Here is a 19280-nt window from a genome sequence, read left to right on the forward strand (position 1 = left end):
CAACAAAGAGGCATGCCCCATGAAGAGTTTTTCCGCCGGACTCGCGGCGTTCCTGCTCGCCATCACCTTGCTCGCTGCGCCGGCATCGGCCGCCACCGATCCGAGCTTCCTGTTCACCGCCACGGCGAAGGATTTCGCCAGCTACTTCCCTGGTTACCTCGCCAACGGCTACTTCTCCACCATGACCTCGCCGCGCGGCACCGAGCCGAACGCGTCGTACATGGTCGCCTTCATGGATTACAAGCCGGGCGACATCTCGCGTCCCGCGGCGATTCCCGGCTGGAGCGAAATCGACTACAACCCCGGCGGTGGCTGGCTCAACCGCACGCGACTGGATGCGCGCATCTTCCAGCGCTACGCACAGACGCTGGACATGCACGACGCCACGCTGACCACGCGCTACCGCTTCGCTTACGCCAACAAGGCCAGCGACATCGAGGTCACCAGCTTCGTCAGCCAGGCCTCGCCGCACCTCGCGGCTATCCGCATGGCGATCACGCCGCAGTTCGACGGCCAGGTGCAGCTGAGTTTTCCGATCCGGTTGTGGTCCGAGCACCAGCCGCGCTTCCCGATCGCCAGCATGGGCGGCGAGGAAATGATCGCCGCGGTGATCGCCAGCGGGCAGAGCCTGGACAACAAGCCGGTACCCACGCCCGACCGTGCGCCGGTGTGGTATCCGGGCTACACCCAGGTGCGTTCCGCCGAGGGTGATGCGAAGGCGCTGACGCTCGCGCTGAAGGGCAGGGCACAACACGGACTCGGCATGGCCGAGGCGGCCGCGATCGGGCTGCCCGAAGGGCTCTCGCCCGACACGGTGAAGCTGGAACGGACTTCCACCAGACTCTCGCTGGACATCACCGCCACGCTGCACAAGGGCCAGCGCTACGTCTTCACCAAGTACGTGGCGCTCTCGCGCGACGGCTGGGGCGACGACGGGGACGTGCTCGGCCTGGCCAGCGCCGCGCGCAAGGCCGGCTTCGACCGCCTGCTCGCCGATCACCGGGCGGCCTGGCACAAGCTGTGGCAATCGGACATCGTGATCGACGGCAAACCGGCCGTGCAGAAGGCGGTGCACGCGGACCTCTACTACCTGTTGTCCAACACCACCGTCGACACCGCCTGGCCGATGGGTGCCTGCGCGCTGACGCCCAATTACGCGGGCCATGCGTTCTGGGACAGCGACTCGTGGGTGTTCCCGGCGCTGCTGCTGTTGCACCCGGAGCGCGCCAGACCCATCGTGATGTTCCGCGACCGCACCACCGAACCCGCGCGGGCGCGTGCCCGCCAGTACGGCGTGCAAGGCACCATGTACCCGTGGGAAGCCGATCCGCAGACCGGCGTGGACGTCACCCCGCACTTCGCCTGGGAGGTCTACCGCGAGGTCCACGTCAACGCCGACATCGCCATCGCGCAATGGCAGTACTACCTGGCGACGGGTGACAAGGCATGGTTGAAAACGCATGCGTGGCCCGTGCTGGAGGGCATTGCCACGTTCTGGACCAGCCGCGTCACCTACGACAAGTCGCACGACCGCTACGAGATCCACCACGTCACGTCGCCCGACGAGGCCTACAACGACGTGCCGAACGACTCCTTCACCAATGCCGTCGCCCGCAAGGCGCTCGAGATCGCGGTGAAGGCAGCGCGCGTGGTGGGCGCCAAGGCGGACCCGCGCTGGAGCGAGATCGCCGCGAAGATGTACATCCCGTTCGACGAGGATGAACAGCGCCATCTGGATTTCGACAAGTCGGTGCCGCACGACAAGATCACCTGGATGGGCTCCTCGCTGGCCTGGCTGATGTATCCGAACCTGGACTTGCCGATGTCGCCGCAGGTGCGCCGCAACGACTTCGACTTCCAGCTGCAGGCGCTGAAGAGCCACGGCGACGACCCCAACGAGATGATGATGGTGATGCTCGCCGTCGGTGCCGCAGAGCTGGGCGACGGCAAGGCGGCCGGCGAATGGATCGATCGCAACCTGGTCGGTTTCCTCAAACCCCCGTTCAACGTGCGCACCGAGACCGCGGCCAACAACGCCGGCTACATCCTGGCCACCTCGGCCGGCTTCGTGCAAAGCATGCTGTATGGTCTGACTGGGCTGCGCATCGACGACGACGGGCTGAGCGCGAAGTACGCCCCGGTGTTGCCGCCAGGCTGGAACGCCTTGACGCTCAAGGACGTGAAGTTCCGCGGGCGCCGCTACGACATCCGCATCAGCCGCGACGCCGACGGCAAGGTGGTGCTCAGCCGCCAGCCGTTGCGTGCAACTGGCATGCGCCACCCTGATCCATTGCAGGAGGAAGCCCGCCCATGAAAGTCGTCTCCCTGTTCGCCGCCATGGCGCTGGCCTTCGCTACCGCGGCCGGTGCCGCCACGCCCGACCCGGCGCAGACGCAGGCATACATCCACAAGGCCTGGGACACGCTGACGCGCTCGCTGGACGATTGCTCGGCCCTGCACGATCCGAAAATGGATGCGCGCCCGGTGCTCTACCTGCCGGCCGGCTTCCCTGCGCCCGCAGCGATGGCCGACATCAGACAGCGTTGCAAGATCGACGTGCACACGCTGCCTCGGCGCATCGAAAAGCTCGGCGACCTGATGCCGTCCGCGCTGCCGGCGGAAGGCCTGCTCTACCTGCCCAGGCCCTACGTGGTGCCGGGCGGGCAGTTCAACGAGATGTACGGCTGGGACAGCTACTTCATCCAGCTCGGCCTGCTGGCGGACGGGCGCGTCGAGCTGGCCCGCGACATGACCGACAACATGCTGTTCGAGGTCGAGCACTACGGCGGCGTGCTCAACGCCAACCGCACCTATTACCTGACCCGTTCGCAGCCGCCGTTCCTGTCGCGGATGATCGGCGACGTGCTGGCCGCGCCCGGCGCCTTCAAGGGCGAGGCCGAGCGGCATGCATGGCTGGTCCACGCCTATCCGCTGGCGGTGGCCAACTACCACATCTGGACCCGACCCGAGCATCGTGCCGGCGACACCGGCCTGGCACGCTACTTCGACCTCGGCGCCGGCCCGGTGCCGGAGATGCACGGCAGCGCCTACTACCGCGGCGTGATCGACTGGGTGCTGGCGCATCCGAAGGACGACCCCGGCTACCTGGTCAAGGCCGCCGAGCATCCCGACGCCGCCGAGACAGCGCGCCTGAAATCCACCAGTTGCGACATCGAGGCGTCCCATGTCTGCGCCGGCGCCTGGTCGCAGGGCCATCGCCTGAGCGCCGACTACTACCTGGGTGATCGCGCCATGCGCGAGTCCGGCTTCGACACCAATTTCCACTTCGGTCCGTACGGCGGCACCACCCATCACTACGCCGGCGTGGGCCTCAACAGCCTGCTGTATCGCTACGAGCGCGACCTGCACGACTTCGCCCTGCAACTGGGCAAGGTGGCCGAGGCCAGGCAATGGGCGGACGCCGCCGCGAGGCGCAAGGTGGCGATGGACAAGTACCTGTGGCAGCCGGAACGCGGCATGTTCATGGACTACGACTTCACCACCAGCAAGGCATCGACGCAGCCCTATGTCACCACCTACTGGCCGCTGTGGGCCGGGCTGGCCAGCAAGGCGCAGGCGGCCGCGCTGGAGAAGCACCTGGCCGTGTTCGAGCGCAAGGGCGGCCTGTCGATGGACGACCTGGGCAGCGGCGCGCAATGGGACGAGCCGTTCGGCTGGGCGCCCACCAACTGGCTGGCGATCTCGGGCCTGGACGCCTACGGTTTCCATGACGACGCCCGCCGCCTGGCGCGCAAGTTCACGGCCACGGTGGATACCGGTTTCGCCCATGACGGCACCATCCGCGAGAAATACAACATGGCGCTGGGCAACGCGGACGTGAAGATCACCGCCGGCTACACCACAAACGTGATCGGCTTCGGCTGGACCAACGCGGTCTACCTCAAACTGCACCGGTTGCTGCAGGCGGCGCCAAAGCCGGCGGCGGCGCACTGAGGATCATCCGTTCACGGCTGCAGCCGGCGGCTGGGTTATCCTTTCGGTCTTTCGCCCCAGCCTCAAGGATCGCCATGACCATCAACGTCACCTTCACCACCAACCGCGGCCCGATCCACCTGCGCCTGCACGAGGACAAGGCACCGGTGACGGTCGCCAGCTTCGTCAACCTGGCGCGCCGCGGCTACTACGACGGCCTGTCGTTCCATCGCGTGATCGCCGATTTCATGATCCAGGGCGGGTGCCCCGAGGGCAGTGGCCGCGGTGGTCCGGGCTACAAGTTCGAGGACGAGTTCAATCCGTCGCTGCGCCACGACAAGCCGGGTGTGCTGTCGATGGCCAATGCCGGTCCGCGCACCAACGGCAGCCAGTTCTTCATCACCCACGGCCCGACGCCGTGGCTGGACGGCAAGCACAGCGTGTTCGGCGAAGTGCTGGACGCGTCCGACATGGACGTGGTCAATGCGATCCAGCAGGGTGACACGATCGAGAAGGTCACCGTGGAGGGCGACGTCGACGCCTTGCTGGCGGCGCAGGTCGACCGCGTCAAGGAATGGAACGAGGTGCTGGATCAGCGCGGCTGAGCTTGCCGCCGGATACGCAGGAAATCGCCGGCCGGAGCCGGCGATTTTTTTGCGCGAATGAGTCATGGCTCCACTACTTTCACCGGCCTATGATCGGCGGGCTACACGCGTGTTCATTCATCAAGGAGAGCGACCATGTCATTCCTCAATGATTTGCTTGGCGGTCAGGGACAGCAGGCCGGCGGTGCCGGCTCGATGATTTCGGTGGCCAGCGACCTGTTGCAGCGGGCTGGCGGCGTGCAGGGCCTGATCAGCATGCTGCAGCAGCACGGGCTGGGTGGCGCAGTGCAGTCGTGGGTGAGCAACGGGGCGAACCAGCCGGTATCGGGCGATCAACTCGGCCAGGCGCTGCAGCATGGCGGCATGGGCTCGCTGGTGCAGGAGGCGGCCAGCAAGCTCGGCGTCGATCCCGGCGTGGTGCTCAACGGACTTTCGCAGGTCTTGCCGCAGGCGGTCGACCACCTGACACCGGATGGCCAGGTGCCGGCAGACGGGCAGGGCGGCGGCTTCAACCTCGGCATGCTTGAAGGGCTGGCGGGCAAGCTGCTGGGCTGAGGCTGCGGAGCGTCCCGGCGGGGTGATCGCCCCGCCGGGAGGCCGGTCAGGTCGACTTGCGCTTGAGCAGGTGGTAGAGCAGCAACAACACGATGGCGCCGACCACCGAGGCGATGAAGCCGGCCGATTGCCCCTCCTGGTACCAGCCGAACAGCTGCTGGCCGACCCAGGTCGCCAGCAGCGAGCCGACGATGCCGATGATGGCGGTGATGATGAAGCCGCCCGGGTCCTTGCCCGGCGTCAACAGCTTGGCCACCACGCCCACGACCAGTCCGATCACGAAAACCCAGAGCCAATGCATGCGGTTCTCCTTGTAGCGGGTTGACTGCGAAGCCCGGTGCGCGGGCGCATCCATGATGCCCCGATTGGACGGCGGTGGCGCAAGCGCATGGCAGACGAGCGCCCGGGGCGGGCGGCGTGGTAAAATTGCGGCCTTTGTTTCCTCACTGCGTGAGACAGCAATGCCCCAGCTCGCCAAGCGTGTCGGCCGCGCCAAACCCAGCGCGATCATGCTCATCGCCGAGAAGGCCAGACAGCTCAGGGCTGCCGGCCGCGACATCATCAGCTTCTCCATCGGCGTGCCGAACTTCCTGCCCGGCGAGCATGTCTACGCCGCCGCGCGCGAGTCGCTCTCGCACGACTCCGGCCAGTACGGCAGCAACCGGGGCGCCGACGCGCTGCTGGACGCATTCCTCAGGCACATCGAGGCGCTCGGCTTCAGCGGCTACACGCGCACGAACCTGTCGATCGGCATCGGCGCCAAGCAGGTGCTGTACAACCTGGCCGAGGCGTTGCTGGACGAAGGCGAGGAGATCTGCTTCGCCGCGCCGTACTGGACCACCTACCGCGACATCGCCGACATCGTGGGCGCGAAGATCCACGTGATGCCGTGCGGGGCGGAGCAGAACTACAAGCTCACCCCGGCCCAGCTCGACGCCGCGCTGGCGCGCAAGCCGAAGGTGTTTCTGTTCAACAACCCGTCCAACCCCACCGGCATGGTCTACACCGGCGCGGAAATCGCCGCACTGGCCGAGGTGATCGCCCGGCACCCGGATACCTGGGTCATCACCGACGACATCTACAACGCGATGGTGTTCGACGGGCTGGGATACCACAACTTCGTGTTCGCCAGGCCGGAACTGCGCGAGCGGGTGATCTTCGTCGATTCGGTCTCCAAGACCTATGGCATGCCGGGCTGGCGCGTGGGCCTGCTGGCTGGCCCCGAAGTGGTGGCCAAGGCGGTCACCACGCTCAATTCCAACCACATCACCAGCCTGCCGGAAGTGATCACCGCCGCGGCCGTCGCAGCCTTGTCCGGCCCGCAGGACGTGCCGCAGGCCAGGTGCAGGGAGTTCGCCGGCCGGCGCGACACGGTGTTTGCCGCGCTCACGGCGATTCCCGGCGTGGCCTGCCCGCGGCCGCAGGGCGCGTTCTACGCGTTCCCGGACATCTCGGTGGCATTCGGCAAGCGCCACGGCAGCATGAAGATCGACAACGACGTGGAGTTCTGCGCCGCGCTGCTGGAAGCCAAGGGCGTGGCCTGCGTGCCCGGCTCGGCCTTCGGCGAACCGCGTGCGATGCGCATTTCCTACACCTGCCCGCAGGCCCAGTTGCAACCCGGCCTGGACCGTATCGCCCAATTTTTCGCCGAACTGACGTGAATCAGTGCCTGCAGGAGCGCACCCTGTGCGCGATGCTCCTGTCGCGAAAGGCATCGCGCACAGGGCGCTCCCGCACAAGAATGAATACCCCCAGAAGGAGTCATCGTCCATGAAAGCCCCCGTTCGAGTTGCCGTTACCGGTGCTGCCGGCCAGATCGGCTATGCCTTGCTGTTCCGCATCGCCGCCGGCGACATGCTCGGCCCCGACCAGCCGGTGATCCTGCATCTGCTGGAGATCACCCCGGCGCTGCCGGCGCTGCAGGGCGTGGTAATGGAACTCAACGATTGCGCGTTCCCGACGCTGGCCGGCGTGGTCGCCACCGATGACGCCAATGTCGCGTTCAAGGATGTGGATTACGCCTTGCTGGTCGGCGCGCGCCCGCGCGGCCCGGGCATGGAGCGCAAGGATCTGCTGGAAGCCAACGGCGCGATCTTCGCACCGCAGGGCAAGGCCCTGAACGCGCATGCCAAGCGCGACGTGAGGGTGCTGGTGGTCGGCAACCCGGCCAACACCAATGCGCTGATCGCCCAGCAGAACGCGCCGGACCTCGATCCGAAGTGCTTCACCGCGATGGTTCGCCTCGACCACAACCGCGCCAAGAGCCAGCTGGCCGAGAAGACCGGCAAGCACAACACCGACGTGAAGAAGATGACGATCTGGGGCAACCACAGCTCCACCCAGTATCCCGACCTGCACCACGCCACCGTCGACGGCAAGCCGGCGCTCAGCCTGGTCGACCAGGCCTGGTACGAGAACGAGTTCATTCCCACCGTGCAGCAGCGCGGCGCGGCCATCATCAAGGCACGCGGCGCCTCGTCGGCCGCCTCGGCTGCCTCGGCGGCGATCGACCACATGCGCACCTGGGCGCAGGGCACGGCCGAGGGCGACTGGACCTCGATGGGCATTCCTGCCGATGGCTCCTACGGCATCGCGCCGGGCGTGATCTACGGCTACCCGGTGACCGTGAAGAACGGCAAGTACGAGATCGTGCAGGGCCTGGAGATCGGCGCCTTCTCGCGTTCACGCATCGACGCCACCGACAAGGAACTGCGCGAGGAGCGCGCCGGCGTGGAGCACCTGTTCGCCAAGTAATCCCGCCGCGATGCCCGGCCCGCCCTCTGCGCAGGGGCAGCGGGCCACGGCGGCACTCCAACGGGCCGGCTTGCGTCGGCCCGTTGTCGTTTCGTCGCTGCCGCAAGCGGCAGCGGTCAGTTCGGTGCCTCGGGCAACTCCGTGGTGCCGGCGGCCTGATCGCCGCGCTTGAGCAGCCAGGCCAGGATCGGCGGCGTAACCATGGCGGTGAGCAGCGACATCGCCACGATGATCGCGTAGATGCGGTTGTCGAACACGCCGGCGGCCAGCCCCAGCGTGGCGACCACGATGCCCACCTCGCCGCGCGGCACCATGCCGAAGCCGATGATGGTGGCGCTGCGCGTGCCCAGCGTGAGCGAACCGAGCCAGCCGCCGGCCAGCTTGGATACCACCGCGATCGCGGTGACCACCGCCAGCATCCACAGCGCCTCGGCGCTGGCCAGTTCGTGCAGGTCGACCTTGCTGCCGGTGACCACGAAGAAGAACGGGGTAAGCAGGGCGAGCAGCGGGGCCGTCTGCTTTTCCAGGGTGTGCTGCTGGCGGGTTTCCGAGGCGATCATGCCGGCCAGGAACGCGCCGATGATCGCGGCCAGGCCGAAGCGGGTGGACAGCCAGGCCAGCCCCAGGCACAGCGCCAGCACGATCATCAGCGGCGAATGCGGGCCCAGCGGCTTGTCCAGCCAGGCGGAGTTCCAGCGCATCACCCGCGCGCCGCCCCAGCCAATCACCGCGATGAAGCCCGCCGCACCGGCGAGTACCACCAGCAGGTGCGAGGCGTCGACGCTGCCGCCACCCTGCAGTGAAATCACGACGCCGAGCAGCAGCATGGCCAGGATGTCATCGATCACCGCCGCACCCAGGATCACCTTGCTCTCGATCCGCTGCAGTGCGCCCAGCTCCTGCAGCACGCGCGCGGTGATGCCGGCCGAGGTGGCCACGAAGGCCGCCGCGACGAACAGTGAACGGTCCCAGTCGAAGCCGTTGCCGTGGGCCCACACGCTGCCCATGCCGAATGGCACCAGCACGCCGACCACGCCGACCGCGAACGCCACCGCACCGACCTTCTTCATGTCTTCCAGCCGGGTTTCCAGGCCCACCGCGAACAGCAGCAGGATCACGCCGATCTCCGCCAGCACGTCGAGCGGGGTGCCGGTGGCGATCTGCCCCGGGCTGATCCAGCCGAGCAGGGAAGGGCCGATCGCGCAACCGGCGGCGATCTCGCCGACCACGCCGGGCAGCTTCAGTCGTTGCGCGATCTCGCTGCCGATCTGGGCGGCGACGAACACGACAAACAGGGTGAACAGGATTTCGCTGGCGTGGTGCATGCAATACGTGCCCGAGCTTGCGGCAAAGACTGCATGCTACACGCAGCCTCTCGCCGGGCGGCGCCTTGCCGCGGTTCAACCTGCCGCCGCGCCGGCTCGCGACAGCGGGCGATCGTGCCGCAGCCGGCCGAACACGCGGCTGGCCGCCGCCGTGACCAGCGCCAGCAGCAGCACCGTCCAGCGGAACGCCTCGACATAATCCGCGCGCTCATGCCCCTGCAGCAGCGCCTGCATCAGCAGCGTGGACAGCGCGATGCCGAAGCTCATCGCGAGGTATTGCACGGTCGAGGCCATCGACGAAGCCATCGAGGCGTGCGCGATGTCCAGGTCGTGGTAGATCAGCGTGTTCATCGCGGTGTACTGCAGCCCGGCGAAGCCGCCGTAGCAGAACGTCAACGTCGCGATGGCCCACACCGGCGTGGCCGGTCCGAGCAGGGCAAACGCCGCCAGCAGCACGGCCACGATCAAGGTATTGCCCAGCAGCAGGCGGCGGTAACCCAGGTGCACCAGCACGCGATTGATCGCCCATTTGGCGCAGATCGAACCCAACGCCTGCGGCACCATCATCAGGCCGGCCATCAGCGGCGACCAGCCGCAACCGACCTGCAGGAACAGCACCAGCAACAGGAACATGCCGGAGATGCCGAGCCGGGTGAACAGGCCGCCGGCCAGCGCCACCCACACGCTGCGCACCTTGAGCAGGGTCAGGTCGGCGACCGGAAAGGCGGTGCGTCGGCTGTGCCACACATAGGCCAGGCCCAGCAGCACCGCCGCCAGACTGCATTGGCCGATGCGCATCCACGGCACCGGCGTGGCGCCGGCCAGCTCCGAGGCGATCAGCAGCAGGGCCGAGGCGGCGGCGAAAAGCCCGAAGCCGAACAGGTCGAAACGGTGTGCGCGCTCCAGCCGGTAGTCCGGCATGTCGCGCCGGTTCATCCACACCCCGGCGATCGCCACCGGCACGTTGATCAGGAAGATCAGCCGCCACGAGGTGAACTCCACCAGCGCGCCGCCGAGCAGGGGGCCGAGTACTGAACCCAGCAGGCCGAAGGTGGCCACCGTGCTCATCGCGCGCACGAACTCGCGCCTGTCGATGCTGCGCACCAGCACGTAGCGCCCGACCGGCATCAGCGAGGCGCCACCGATGCCCTGCAGCACGCGCGCGGCGACCAGTTGCGGCAGCGTCTGCGCCAGCCCGCACAGCAGCGAACCCAGCCCGAACACCACGATCGCGGCGCCGAACACCCGCCGCGTGCCCAGCCGGTCGCACAGCCACGGACTGGCCGGGATCAGGATCGCCAGGGTCAGCACGTAGCTGGTCAGCGCCGTGCGCATGCCCAGCGGGGTCACCTCCAGCGCCACGGCCATCATCGGCACCGCGGTGTTGACCACGGTGGAATCCAGCGCCTGCATGAAGAAGGCTGCCGCGACCAGCCACAGCAGGCCGCGGAAGCGCTCGCGCGTGGAGGGCTCGGGCAAGGCGGCCGAAACCGTTGCTGAAGGGGCGTCCGCGGCGGCTGGGCTGGCCATGTCGGGCATGATAACTGTTGTGACAGCTTGCATTTGGCGCCGGGATTTTGCACAGTCACGTCTGATGCACCTGCCGCCGGTGATGTGCCAGGCGCGGCAGCGGATAACCGACCTCACGCGCCGGGACACCATGTTCTGGCGCGTGTTTTTGTGCGGCTGGAGCCGCGGGAACCAGGAATCACCATGAGTCATTCAGCAATCACCGTGTCGCGCATCGACCTGGATCGCATCGAAGCCCTGCTGGAGCGGCTGCCGGCAGCCGAGGCCGACAAGCTGCAGGCGCTGCGCGCCGAGCTGGATCGCGCCGACGTGGTCGAGCCGGCGGACATGCCGCCGCACATCGTGACGATGAACTCCACCGTGGTCTTCGAAGACGAGTCCGACGGCGAAAAGCTGACCCTCACCCTGGTTTACCCGGCCGGCGCCGGTGCGCCCGGTACGGTCTCGATCCTCGCCCCCGTGGGCAGTGCGCTGCTGGGCCTGGCGCGCGGCCAGCAGATCGACTGGCCGATGCCCGACGGGCGCAAGCGCCGCCTGAAAGTGCTGGAGATCACCTACCAGCCCGAGGCCGCCGGCCACCTGCACCGCTGAGCGCCGCGCGCGCGGCGGGCGCACCGGCGGGTCGCTAAACTGCGCGGAGAAGGAGACCCGCATGGCCGCACCCGCCGTTCCCGCCGACATCCTGGCCCGCGCCGCCGCACTGCGCGCGCAGATCGAGCAGGCCAATTACCGCTACCACGTGCTCGACGACGCGGACATCACCGATGCCGCGTACGACCGCCTGATGCGCGAACTGGAAGCGCTGGAAGCCGAACACCCGGCGCTGGCCTCACCCGATTCACCGACGCGCAAGGTCGGCGCACGCGCGCACGGCGGCTTTGCCGAGGTGCGCCACGCGATCCCGATGCTGTCGCTCGGCAATGCCTTCGAGCAGGACGGCGAGACCGATCGCGAACGCTTCCACGAGGTGGCCGAGTTCGAGCGGCGCATCGAGCAGACGACAAAACGGACTGAACCAGTTTTCTCGGTCGAACCCAAGCTCGATGGCTTGGCGATCAGCCTGCGCTACGAGCATGGCGTGTTCGTGCAGGGCGCCACCCGCGGCGACGGCGAAACGGGCGAGGACGTCACCGCCAACCTGCGCACGGTGCGGGCGATCCCGTTGAAGCTGCGCGGCAAGGACTGGCCCGAGGTGCTCGAAGTACGCGGCGAGGTGATCATGCTGCGCAAGGATTTCGAGGCGTTCAACGCATACGCCCGCGCCCACGACGAGAAGCCGCTGGCCAATCCGCGCAACGGCGCTGCCGGCTCGCTGCGCCAGCTCGACCCGGCGATCACCGCGAAGCGGCGCCTGAGCTTCTTCGCCTACGCGATCGGCGTGGTCGAGGGCGGCGAGCTGCCGCCTACCCATTCGGCCACGCTGCGGCAGCTGCGCGCGTGGGGGTTCCCGGTGTCGCCGGAAGTGGACATCGCACGTGGCTTCGATGGCCTGATCGCCTATTTCCGGCGCATCGGCGCCAGGCGCGACAGCCTGCCTTACGACATCGACGGCGTGGTCTACAAGCTGGACGATTACGAAGGCCAGCGCGAGATGGGTTTCGTCTCGCGCGCGCCGCGCTGGGCGATCGCGCACAAGTTTCCCGCGCAGGAGCAAACCACCCGCCTGCTCGACATCGAGGTGCAGATCGGCCGCACCGGCGCCGCCACGCCGCGCGCGCGGATGGAGCCGGTACAAGTGGCCGGCGTCACCGTCACCTACGCCACGCTGCACAACGCCGACCAGGTCGCGCGGCTGGATGCGCGCATCGGCGACACGGTGATCGTGCGCCGTGCCGGCGACGTGATTCCGGAAGTGGTGCGCGTGGTCGAGGACCAGCGCCCGCCCGGCACGGTGCCGTGGACGATGCCCGCGCAATGCCCGGTGTGCGGTTCGGCGCTGATCCGCGAAGAGGGCGCCGCCGCCTGGCGCTGCTCCGGCGGACTGATCTGCGCGGCACAGCGCAAGGAGGCACTGATCCACTTCGCGTCGCGTCGTGCCATGGACATCGAAGGCCTGGGTGAGCGCTTCGCCGAGGCGCTGGTGGAGTTCGACATCGTGCACTCGCCAGCCGATCTGTACGCGCTCACCGTCGACAGCTTCGTGGCGATGAAGCAGGCGATCGACGAACGGGATGGCACCACGCCCGAAACGGTCAAGGCCGGCAAGGTGGCGACCAAGTGGGCCGAGAACCTGGTCGCCGGCATCGAGGCCAGCAAGCACACCACGCTGGCGCGCTTCCTTTTCGCGCTGGGCATCATGCATATCGGCGAGAGCACGGCCAAGACGCTGGCCGCGTGGCTGGGCCGGCTCGATGTCGTGCGCGCCATGCCGGCGCCGGTACTGCGCGTGCTGCCTGACGTGGGCGCCGAAGTGGCCACCTCGATCGCCGGCTTCTTCGCGCAGGCGGGCAACCAGCAGGTGGTCGATGCGCTGCTCGAGGCCGGCATCGTGTTCAGTGACGAGAGCGCGCCTTCGCCGCAGCTGCGCGAGCGGCTGAATCTGGGCGTGCTGCTGGACATGGCCGGGATCAACAAGCTCGGCCCCAAGAGCAGCAAGCTGCTGGCGCAGCATTTCCCCACGCTCGATCGCCTGCTCGCCGCGGGCGCGGCGCACTGGATCACCGCTGGCGTGCCGCAGGCCGCGGTGGCGGCGTTGGAAGCCTTCCTGGCCGATCCCGCTGCAGAGGCTGCGTTGCGCGATGCCGAGGCAGCGATGCACCGCCTGCTCGATGCCATTCCCGCCGGCGCGGCCGTGGCCGCGGCGCCGCTGGACGGGCAGACCTTCGTGCTCACCGGCACGCTGGCCTCGCTCAGCCGCGACGAGGCAAAGGATCGGCTGGAGGCGCTGGGCGCCAAGGTGTCCGGATCGGTCTCGAAAAAGACCAGCGTGGTGGTGGCAGGCGTTGAAGCCGGCTCGAAACTGGACAAGGCGCAGGAGCTTGGCGTGCCGGTCTGGGACGAGGCGCAGTTGCTGGCCTTGCTCGACGAGCACGGGGCGGGTTGATGAGTCTCGCCCTGCCTGACGCCCTGCGCTTGCGTGCACGGCTGTACGCCCTGATCCGCGCGTACTTCGCCACGCGCGATGTGCTGGAGGTGGAAACCCCGGTGCTGTCGGCAGCCGGCAATACCGATCCGAACATGCAGGGTTTCAGCACGACCTTCAGCGGCCATGTCGATGCTGGTGCACGCGAGCGCTGGTTGCGCACCTCGCCGGAGTACCCGCTGAAGCGGCTGCTCGCGGCGGGTGTCGGCGACTGCTACGAGCTGGGCCGGGTGTTTCGCAACGGCGAGGCGGGCGGGCGTCACAACCCCGAGTTCACCATGCTGGAGTGGTACCGGGTCGGTTGGGACCATCGCCGGCTGATGCAGGAAACCATCGTGCTGGTGGAGGCTGCGCTGGGGCTGGTGGGGCGGCGCGCCGAGGTGCGGGTGACCACGTACCGGCAGCTGTTCCTGGACGGGCTGGGCATTGACCCGTTGCATGCGCCGGTGGACGAACTGCGTGCGCCGCTGACCGCGTTCGGCATCGGCCCGGACGGGCTTGGCCGTGACGACTGGCTCGACCTGTTGATCACCCACAAGCTGCAGCCGGCGTTTCCGCGCGACCGCATCACGGTGATCCACGACTATCCGGCCAGCCAGTGTGCACTGGCGAAGATTCGCCCCGGCGAACCGCCGCTGGCCGAGCGCTTCGAGCTGTATCTGGGCCGTTACGAGCTGGCCAACGGCTACCACGAGTTGAACGATGCGGCCGAGCAGCGCGGGCGCTTCGAGCGCGACAACGCGGTACGCCGCGAGCGCGGCCTGCGCGAGATCCCGCTGGACGAGAACCTGCTGGACGTGCTCGATGCCATGCCCGCTTGCGCCGGCGTGGCGCTGGGCGTGGAGCGTCTGTTGATGTGCCTTGCCGACACCGACGCTATCGCCGACGTGTTGGCGTTTCCGTTTGCCCGGGCGTGAGACGCGGCGCGCGACCGGGCCGGCCGCACGCCTTGTCGCTCAGGCGGAGTCGCCCCTGATCGCCGGTTGCTGCGGCCGGTCGCTCCACAGGTAGCGGTAGACCAGGCCGCCGATGATGCCGCCAAGGATCGGCATCACCCAGAAGAACCACAGCTGGTGCAAGGCCCAGTCGCCCTGGAACACCGCCACGCCGGTCGAGCGCGCCGGATTCACCGAGGTATTGGTGACCGGGATGCTGATCAGGTGGATCAGGGTCAGCGCCAGGCCAATCGCGATGCCGGCGAAACCCGCCGGCGCACTCCGATGCGTCGCGCCCATGATGATGAAGATGAAGAAGCCGGTCATCACGATCTCGCACAACGCCGCCGCCCCCATCGAATAGCCGCCCGGCGAGTGCGCGCCGTAGCCGTTGGAGGCGAAGCCGCTGGCGGCGGCGTCGAAGCCGGGCTTGCCCGAGGCAATCGTGTACAGCACCAGGCCGGCCACGAGGCCGCCGAGGACCTGCGCGACGATGTAGGGCAGGACATCCTTCGCCGGGAACCGGCCGCCGGCGGCCAGGCCACAGGTCACCGCCGGGTTGATGTGGCACCCGGAAATGTGGCCGATGGCGTAGCACATGGTCAGCAGGGTCAGGCCGAAAGCCAGTGCGACGCCGGCGAAACCGATGCCGAGTTCCGGAAATCCGGCTGCCAGCACGGCGCTGCCGCATCCACCCAGAACCAGCCAGAACGTGCCGAAGAATTCGGCGGCGCAACGTTTGCTCATGTTCATCGAAACTCTCCTTGCAGCATGTGAAAGAGACGAGTCACTCCATGAAGCAGGCAATTACCGCGACTGGGCCCGGGCCCCCTCGGCCAGTCCCGCCGAATACTAATCGGAAAGCGGCAGAAGCTCCGGGCGCCAGGCCGATCGGGCGGGCCGGTTTTTGGGGTATGTTGCCGCGGCGGCCATGGCGGTCTTCAGGAAACCGACGATGTTCGAGCAGGGTCTCGTGTTGCATGGCGACATCGGGGATGACCGGGTGCTCGGTCGCCGCGACATCCGCACACTGGTCCTGGCGGCCCTGGGCGGCGCGCTGGAGTTCTACGACTTCGTGGTGTTCGTGTTTTTCGCGATCCCGCTGAGCCAGCTGTTCTTCCCGCACGACACCGCGCCGTGGCTGGCGCAGCTGCAGGTGTTCGGCATCTTCGCGGCGGGCTACCTCGCGCGGCCGCTGGGCGGCATCGTGATGGCCCACTATGGCGACAAGCTGGGTCGCAAGCGGATGTTCACGCTCAGCGTGTTCCTGATGGCGGTGCCCACGCTGGGTATCGGCCTGCTGCCGGTATATGCGCAGGTCGGCATGCTGGCGCCGCTGGCCTTGCTGTCGCTGCGGGTGGTGCAGGGCATCGCGGTGGGAGGCGAAGTACCCGGCGCGTGGGTTTTCGTGGCCGAGCACGTGCCGGCGCGACGGGTGGGATTTGCCTGCGCCAGCCTCACTTCGGGGCTGACCGTGGGCATCGTGATCGGCTCGCTGGCGGCGGCGGCGATCAACAGCCGGATGAGCCCGGCGACTGTGCTCGATTGGGGCTGGCGCGTGCCGTTCCTGGCCGGCGGCGTGTTCGGTTTCTTTGCGGTGTGGCTGCGGCGCTGGCTCAGCGAGACGCCGGTATTCGAGGCGATGCACGCCCGGCGAGAGCTGGCCAGCGGCCTGCCGCTGCGGCAAGTATTCGAGCAGCATTTTCCCAGTGTGCTGCTGTCGATGCTGGTGACCTGGATGCTCACCGCGGCGATCCTGGTGATCGTCCTGATGACGCCGTCGCTGGTGCAGTCGGTGTTCCATGTGGCGCCGGCGCGGGCGTTCCTCGGCAACACCGTGGCCTCCGTCGCGCTGGCGTTGGGCTGTCTGGGTTATGGCGCCCTGGCGGATCGAATCGGGTTTGCGCGCGCGCTGCTGTTCGGCGCGGCCGGCCTGGTGGTGTGCAGCTACGCGCTGTATCTGGATCTGCGCTCCGGGGCGGCGCATTTCCTCGTGCTGTACGCGCTCGCCGGGCTGGCCGTCGGCGTGGTCGGCGTGGTCCCGGCGCTGATGGTGGTGGCGTTCCCGCCCGCGGTGCGCTTCTCCGGATTGTCGTTCTCGTACAACATCGCCTACGCAGTGTTCGGCGGCATCACGCCGCCGCTGATCGGCCTGCTGGTGAAGCAATTCGGCGTGCTGGCGCCGGCGCATTACGTGGCGTTCGCCGCGGTGATCGGGATGGGCGTGGCGTACACGCAACTTCGTCGCCGGCATGCGTAGGAGCCCGCTTGCGGGCGATGCTTTTCCCTGCGCGCACGAAGACAAGAGCATCGCCCGCGAGCGGGCTCCTGCCGTGGGCGATCAGAACTCCAGCTCCTGCGCGGCGCACAGATAGTCGACCAGCGGCGCGACGCGCTTGAAGGTGGCGACCGTCCACGGCAGCAGTTCGTCAGAGCAGGCCAGCGCTTCGCTGAAGCCGGTGCTGGCGATGAAATCCTTGCGCTTGAGATCCTCGATCAGCTCATGCGCCGGGTCGTAGCCGCGCGGCGGGCGGATCAGCGATTCACCGGCGAGCTGCAGGTGCTCCCGGAAGGTCTTGCTTCGCGTGGCGCGCTTCCATGCTTCCGGATTGTCGACCAGGAATTCGCGGATGTGCTTCAGTGCGTCCGGTTCCGGATGCCACATGCCGCCACCGGCGAAACAGTCGCCGGGTTCGATGTGGAGGTAGAAACCGGGCGCCTGGATCTCGTGGCGTCGCTCATGGGTGAAACGCGAGCCCTGCCAGGATTTGTACGGCAGCTTGTTGTTGGAGTAGCGCGTGTCGCGGTAGATGCGGTACAGCGAACCGCCGTTCTTGCGCGGGTCGGCGCGGTAGTGCGGGCTGATCTCCGCCAGCGGCGCCTGCAGGTCGGCGATCAGGACGAGGAACGGCTCGCGCACGTGGCGCTCGTAGTCGTTCTTGTGCGCGTGGAACCAGTCGCGATGGTTGTTGCGTTCCAGAGCGCGCAGGAAGCGGAAGGTGGCGGGGGTGAAATAGCTCTTGGGCATGGTGGTTCGTCGAGGGTGGGGCGGGCATTGCGCCGGGCTTTGGGCGTGTCGCGGTGGCGGGCAGCGCCCGCCCTACGTTCCGTCGATGCTGTGGGCGAGTTGCTCGCCCCAGGCCTGCAACTGGTCGAGCAGGGGCAGCTTGTCCTGCGCGGCCGGATCGTGGCGCAGCTCGCCGAGGCGGGCGAAGTAGTCATCGAGCGTGAGTCCGGTCAGCGGCGTGTGGCGAGTCAGCCGTGCCTGGCGGAATGCACCCCAGCGCACGTGTTCCTCCGCGTCCAGCGTCTCGGGCCAGTTGCGCGCGCGGTAGCGGAACAGCAGCTCCGGATAGCGCGGGTCGCGGAATGGAAACGCGCGCGTGCCCAGTTCTGCCGGTGGCGTGGCACGTACCTGGGCCAGCAGGCGCTTGTCGGCATCGGGCAGGAAGCCGTTGTAGAGCGCCAGCTCCGGATCTTCCGGCGGAGGAAACTCCGCGGCGCGCTGGAACACGCGACGCAGCTTTTCGGCCAGCCCGTCGACCGCGCGCAAGGTGTCGCGATGCGCGAGGCAACGCTCCAGGTCGAGTTGCAGGCGCTGCTGGTCCACGCCTTGCAGCACCGACAGCGGCGCCAGCGCCGGTGCGTGGTTTGCCCGCACCGTGCGCAGCGGGATGCGTTCGATGCCTTCGGGGAGATCGGCACGCGGCGTGAAGATGCGGTCGGCGATCTCGTCTTCGTCCAGCGCCAGCCATTCGGCCGGATCGGTGGCCAGGTCGTACACGATCACTTCGCCGGCGCGGCCCGGATGCGCGGCCAGCGGCGCGATCAGTGCAAGGCAGTGGCGACTGGCCGGGTAGCGCGAGGAGACGTGCACCAGCGGCGTCATGTTCACCACGTCGAGCAGGTCGAACACCTTCTGCTTGCGGCGCAACGCGTAGTACCAGTCCCACAGTCGCGGTTGGCGCACACGGATCAGCCGGGCCAGGTCGATCAGCGCGCGGACGTCGGACAAGGCATCATGCGCCCGCTCCTGGCTGAGGCGGTTCGCGCTGGCCAGGTGCTCCAGCTTGAAACTCGGCGAGCCATCCTCGCGGGTCGGCCAGACAATGCCCTCGGGGCGCAGCGCCTGGCACATGCGCACCAGGTCGATCAGGTCCCAGCGCGAATTGCCGTTCTCCCATTCGCGGCCGTACGGGTCGTGGAAGTTGCGGTAGAGCATCTGCCGGGTGAATTCGTCGTCGAAACGCAGCGAGTTGTAGCCGACTCCGCAGGTGCCCGGTGCGGCCAGCTGTTCATGCACGCGGGCGGCGAAGTCGGCCTCGCCGACGCCCTCGCGCTCGGCCTGCTGCGGCGTGATGCCGGTGATCAGGCAGGCGTCCGGATGGGGCGGCATCTCCAGCGGGGGCTTGCCGTAGAACATCACGGGTTCGCCGACGATTTCCAGCTCCAACGTGGTGCGGATGCCGGCGAACTGCAGTGGGCGGTCGCGGCGTGGATCGGCGCCCGAGGTCTCGTAGTCGTGCCAGAAGAAGGTCTGCATCCGGTGATGATCGCATGC

General features: G+C 68.0%; 16 protein-coding genes. 10 read left to right on the forward strand and 6 right to left on the reverse strand.

The genetic code is table 11. The features are described 5' to 3' along the window. The first annotated feature begins 19 nt into the window (after positions 1 to 19). The 4 genes from ACVCMB_RS02380 to ACVCMB_RS02395 all read left to right on the forward strand — a co-directional run bounded on the left by ACVCMB_RS02380 (position 20) and on the right by ACVCMB_RS02395 (position 5093). Positions 20 to 2314: a glycosyl hydrolase family 95 catalytic domain-containing protein gene (locus ACVCMB_RS02380; RefSeq protein ID WP_447106045.1), complete on the forward strand. Its 2295-nt coding sequence runs from the start codon at positions 20 to 22 to the stop codon at positions 2312 to 2314. Continuing rightward, the gene (locus ACVCMB_RS02385; RefSeq protein WP_447106046.1) at positions 2311 to 3954 is read left to right on the forward strand and encodes a trehalase family glycosidase; all 1644 of its coding nucleotides are present in this window, start codon (positions 2311 to 2313) and stop codon (positions 3952 to 3954) included. The genes ACVCMB_RS02380 and ACVCMB_RS02385 overlap by 4 nt, the downstream gene beginning before the upstream one ends. A gap of 74 nt (positions 3955 to 4028) precedes the next feature. After that, a complete protein-coding gene (locus ACVCMB_RS02390; RefSeq protein ID WP_395118250.1) occupies positions 4029 to 4538 on the forward strand; it encodes a peptidylprolyl isomerase in 510 nt (169 codons plus the stop codon). Positions 4539 to 4673: 135 nt separating this feature from the next. Further along, positions 4674 to 5093, forward strand: a complete 420-nt coding sequence (locus tag ACVCMB_RS02395) for a YidB family protein (protein ID WP_447106047.1) — start codon at positions 4674 to 4676, stop codon at positions 5091 to 5093. Between the two features lie 46 nt (positions 5094 to 5139). Here ACVCMB_RS02395 and ACVCMB_RS02400 read toward each other — a convergent pair whose 3' ends face one another. Beyond that, positions 5140 to 5394 carry a GlsB/YeaQ/YmgE family stress response membrane protein gene (locus tag ACVCMB_RS02400; RefSeq protein WP_447106048.1) on the reverse strand — a complete coding sequence of 85 codons (255 nt, stop codon included), beginning with the start codon at positions 5392 to 5394 and terminating at the stop codon, positions 5140 to 5142. A 160-nt stretch (positions 5395 to 5554) separates the two neighbouring features. Here ACVCMB_RS02400 and ACVCMB_RS02405 point away from each other — a divergent pair, with 160 nt between their 5' ends. Together ACVCMB_RS02405 and ACVCMB_RS02410 are read left to right on the forward strand one after the other, a co-directional pair. Further along, on the forward strand, positions 5555 to 6754 hold the full coding sequence (locus ACVCMB_RS02405; RefSeq protein WP_447106049.1) for an aminotransferase class I/II-fold pyridoxal phosphate-dependent enzyme: 1200 nt from the start codon (positions 5555 to 5557) through the stop codon (positions 6752 to 6754). Between the two features lie 109 nt (positions 6755 to 6863). Continuing rightward, the gene (locus tag ACVCMB_RS02410) at positions 6864 to 7847 is read left to right on the forward strand and encodes a malate dehydrogenase (RefSeq protein WP_447106050.1); all 984 of its coding nucleotides are present in this window, start codon (positions 6864 to 6866) and stop codon (positions 7845 to 7847) included. 116 nt (positions 7848 to 7963) lie between these two features. Here ACVCMB_RS02410 and ACVCMB_RS02415 read toward each other — a convergent pair whose 3' ends face one another. Both ACVCMB_RS02415 and ACVCMB_RS02420 read right to left on the reverse strand, forming a co-directional pair. Then, a complete protein-coding gene (locus ACVCMB_RS02415; protein WP_395118260.1) occupies positions 7964 to 9172 on the reverse strand; it encodes a cation:proton antiporter in 1209 nt (402 codons plus the stop codon). Positions 9173 to 9247: 75 nt separating this feature from the next. After that, a complete protein-coding gene (locus tag ACVCMB_RS02420) occupies positions 9248 to 10702 on the reverse strand; it encodes an MFS transporter (RefSeq protein ID WP_447099016.1) in 1455 nt (484 codons plus the stop codon). Positions 10703 to 10885: 183 nt separating this feature from the next. Between ACVCMB_RS02420 and rnk the strand changes: the two genes are divergently transcribed. From rnk to epmA, 3 genes are all read left to right on the forward strand, one after another. Next, positions 10886 to 11293, forward strand: coding sequence for a nucleoside diphosphate kinase regulator (rnk, locus tag ACVCMB_RS02425; protein ID WP_395118264.1), 408 nt, complete (start codon positions 10886 to 10888; stop codon positions 11291 to 11293). A 61-nt stretch (positions 11294 to 11354) separates the two neighbouring features. Beyond that, positions 11355 to 13745 (forward strand): NAD-dependent DNA ligase LigA, encoded by a 2391-nt coding sequence (gene ligA, locus ACVCMB_RS02430; RefSeq protein WP_447106051.1) that lies wholly within the window; start codon positions 11355 to 11357, stop codon positions 13743 to 13745. Beyond that, positions 13745 to 14701: an EF-P lysine aminoacylase EpmA gene (epmA, locus tag ACVCMB_RS02435; protein ID WP_447099014.1), complete on the forward strand. Its 957-nt coding sequence runs from the start codon at positions 13745 to 13747 to the stop codon at positions 14699 to 14701. The genes ligA and epmA overlap by 1 nt, the downstream gene beginning before the upstream one ends. 39 nt (positions 14702 to 14740) lie before the next feature. On the opposite strand, the gene aqpZ is transcribed toward epmA, so the two are convergent. After that, the gene (gene aqpZ, locus ACVCMB_RS02440) at positions 14741 to 15472 is read right to left on the reverse strand and encodes an aquaporin Z (protein ID WP_395118270.1); all 732 of its coding nucleotides are present in this window, start codon (positions 15470 to 15472) and stop codon (positions 14741 to 14743) included. Positions 15473 to 15674: 202 nt separating this feature from the next. Between aqpZ and ACVCMB_RS02445 the strand changes: the two genes are divergently transcribed. Beyond that, on the forward strand, positions 15675 to 16979 hold the full coding sequence (locus tag ACVCMB_RS02445; RefSeq protein WP_447106052.1) for an MFS transporter: 1305 nt from the start codon (positions 15675 to 15677) through the stop codon (positions 16977 to 16979). A gap of 81 nt (positions 16980 to 17060) precedes the next feature. Here the strand turns inward: ACVCMB_RS02445 and ACVCMB_RS02450 are convergent, their stop codons facing one another. Further along, positions 17061 to 17747 (reverse strand): DUF2461 domain-containing protein, encoded by a 687-nt coding sequence (locus tag ACVCMB_RS02450; protein ID WP_447106053.1) that lies wholly within the window; start codon positions 17745 to 17747, stop codon positions 17061 to 17063. A 72-nt stretch (positions 17748 to 17819) separates the two neighbouring features. Continuing rightward, complete coding sequence (gene sbcB, locus ACVCMB_RS02455; protein WP_447106054.1) at positions 17820 to 19262, reverse strand: exodeoxyribonuclease I; 1443 nt, start codon at positions 19260 to 19262, stop codon at positions 17820 to 17822. Between the last annotated feature and the right edge of the window lie 18 nt (positions 19263 to 19280).

The sequence above is a fragment of the Rhodanobacter sp. UC4443_H10 genome, assembly GCF_052978325.1.

Bases quoted from the DNA above. Each gene is read 5' to 3' on its own strand.
- ACVCMB_RS02415 (WP_395118260.1), bottom strand. From the start codon at position 9,172: ATGCACCACGCCAGCGAAATCCTGTTCACCCTGTTTGTCGTGTTCGTC.
- ACVCMB_RS02410 (WP_447106050.1), top strand. From the start codon at position 6,864: ATGAAAGCCCCCGTTCGAGTTGCCGTTACCGGTGCTGCCGGCCAGATC.
- sbcB (WP_447106054.1), bottom strand. From the start codon at position 19,262: ATGCAGACCTTCTTCTGGCACGACTACGAGACCTCGGGCGCCGATCCA.
- ACVCMB_RS02380 (WP_447106045.1), top strand. From the start codon at position 20: ATGAAGAGTTTTTCCGCCGGACTCGCGGCGTTCCTGCTCGCCATCACC.
- ACVCMB_RS02400 (WP_447106048.1), bottom strand. From the start codon at position 5,394: ATGCATTGGCTCTGGGTTTTCGTGATCGGACTGGTCGTGGGCGTGGTG.
- ACVCMB_RS02445 (WP_447106052.1), top strand. From the start codon at position 15,675: ATGTTCGAGCAGGGTCTCGTGTTGCATGGCGACATCGGGGATGACCGG.
- ACVCMB_RS02390 (WP_395118250.1), top strand. From the start codon at position 4,029: ATGACCATCAACGTCACCTTCACCACCAACCGCGGCCCGATCCACCTG.
- ACVCMB_RS02395 (WP_447106047.1), top strand. From the start codon at position 4,674: ATGTCATTCCTCAATGATTTGCTTGGCGGTCAGGGACAGCAGGCCGGC.
- epmA (WP_447099014.1), top strand. From the start codon at position 13,745: ATGAGTCTCGCCCTGCCTGACGCCCTGCGCTTGCGTGCACGGCTGTAC.
- ACVCMB_RS02420 (WP_447099016.1), bottom strand. From the start codon at position 10,702: ATGGCCAGCCCAGCCGCCGCGGACGCCCCTTCAGCAACGGTTTCGGCC.
- ACVCMB_RS02450 (WP_447106053.1), bottom strand. From the start codon at position 17,747: ATGCCCAAGAGCTATTTCACCCCCGCCACCTTCCGCTTCCTGCGCGCT.
- aqpZ (WP_395118270.1), bottom strand. From the start codon at position 15,472: ATGAACATGAGCAAACGTTGCGCCGCCGAATTCTTCGGCACGTTCTGG.
- rnk (WP_395118264.1), top strand. From the start codon at position 10,886: ATGAGTCATTCAGCAATCACCGTGTCGCGCATCGACCTGGATCGCATC.
- ACVCMB_RS02385 (WP_447106046.1), top strand. From the start codon at position 2,311: ATGAAAGTCGTCTCCCTGTTCGCCGCCATGGCGCTGGCCTTCGCTACC.
- ACVCMB_RS02405 (WP_447106049.1), top strand. From the start codon at position 5,555: ATGCCCCAGCTCGCCAAGCGTGTCGGCCGCGCCAAACCCAGCGCGATC.
- ligA (WP_447106051.1), top strand. From the start codon at position 11,355: ATGGCCGCACCCGCCGTTCCCGCCGACATCCTGGCCCGCGCCGCCGCA.